Genomic DNA, 1700 nt, shown 5'->3' on the forward strand with positions numbered 1-1700 from the left:
GCCGGGGATCGTCCTGGCCTGTGCCAACCCGTCGCGCAGGCCCGCCTCGATGCGCTTGATCTCCTGGCGCCAGTCCTGCGTGAGCAGCACGTCCAGGGAGGCGTTGGCGACCGCGGCGGCCAGCGGGTTGGCCATGAAGGTCGGGCCGTGTGCGAGGACCGGTACCTCGCCGCGGGAGATCCCGTCCGCCACCCGTGGCGTGCACAGTGTGGCCGCCATGGTGAGGTAGCCGCCGGTGAGTGCCTTGCCGACGCACATGACGTCCGGTGCGACGTCCGCGTGGCCGGCTGCGAAGAGTTCGCCGGTGCGGCCGAAGCCGGTGGCGATCTCGTCGAAGACCAGCAGCACGTCGTGCGCGTCGCACGCCTCCCGCAGCACCCGCAGGTACGCGGGATGGTGAAAGCGCATGCCGCCCGCGCCCTGCACCACCGGCTCGACGATCACCGCGGCCAGCTCGTCGGCATGTGCGCCGATCAGCTCCCGCAGGTGGTCGGCGTACGCCTCGTCCAGGGGTGCGTCAAAACCGGCGGGCGGCTCGTCGGCGAAGACCTGCCGGGGCAGGACGCCCGACCAGAGGTCGTGCATCCCGCCGTCCGGGTCGCACACCGACATGGGATGCCAGGTGTCACCGTGGTAGCCGCCGCGCCAGGTCAGCAGCCGCTGTTTCGCCGGCCGGCCCAGCGAACGCCAGTACTGCAGGCACATCTTGGCCGCGACCTCGACCGAGACCGACCCGGAGTCGCACAGGAAGACGTGCTCCAGGTCGCCCGGCGCGATGTCCGCGAGCCGTTTGGCGAGCCGGACGGCGGGCTCGTGGGTGAGCCCGCCGAACATCACATGGCTCATCCGGTCCAGCTGGCCGCGTGCGGCCTCGTTCAGTACCGGGTGGTTGTAGCCGTGGATCGCCGACCACCAGGACGACATGCCGTCGACCAGTTCGGTGCGGCCGCGCACCGGTTCGGCGGTGCGCAGCCGTACGCCGCTCGCGGACTCGATGACCAGCGGGTCGTCCGTGCCGGGCATCGGGCCGTACGGGTGCCACACGTGCTGCCGGTCCAGGGCCAGCAGGTCGCGCACGTCCATCGGCTCAGGCATTGGGCGGCAGGTCGGTGCCGGCGCCGCGGCGGCGCACCGCGACCAGGTCCGTCCGGGCGCCGTCGGCGTCCCGCGCCTCCGGCACGGCACCGGCGGCCACCGGCTCGGGCTCGGCCGCGACCGGCTCGGTTTCGGCGTCGCCGTCGCCGCAGGGTCCGCAGCCACCGCCGCCGTGTCCGCCGCAGCCGCTCGTGGCTTCGGCGGTGTGGCTGCCGCAGCCGGTGGCGGCGAGGGCGTCGGCGCGGTGGGCGGGCAGGGTGGTGGTGTCGGTGCCCTCCACCTCGAAGCCGGCGTCGGCGATCATCGCCAGGTCGTCCTTGCCGGCCTGGCCCTCGCTGGTGAGGTAGTCGCCCAGGAAGATGGAGTTGGCCAGGTGCAGGGCGAGGGGCTGCAGGCTGCGCAGGTGCACCTCACGGCCGCCGGCCAGGCGGACCTCCACGTCGGGGCAGACGAAGCGGACCATGGCCAGGATGCGCAGGGCGCGCTGGGGGGTGAGGTGCCACTCCTTGGCCAGCGGGGTGCCCTCGAAGGGGATCAGGAAGTTGACCGGCACGGAGTCCGGGTCCAGCTTGCGCAGCGAGAAGACCACGTCCACCAGGTCCTCG

At 73.1% G+C, this 1700-nt stretch carries 1 protein-coding gene and 1 pseudogene; both read right to left on the reverse strand.

All coding sequences use genetic code 11. From position 1 onward, the window contains the following. Positions 1-1095: adenosylmethionine--8-amino-7-oxononanoate transaminase (locus tag C3486_RS36540; RefSeq protein ID WP_103837130.1), on the reverse strand; the 1095-nt coding region annotated here is incomplete at its 3' end. Continuing rightward, positions 1088-1700, reverse strand: a pseudogene (locus tag C3486_RS36545) (biotin synthase BioB); the annotation flags it as partial. The gene C3486_RS36540 and the pseudogene C3486_RS36545, both read right to left, overlap by 8 nt.

This window comes from Streptomyces sp. Ru73 (assembly GCF_002920575.1).
In the GTDB taxonomy this organism is placed as follows: domain Bacteria; phylum Actinomycetota; class Actinomycetes; order Streptomycetales; family Streptomycetaceae; genus Streptomyces.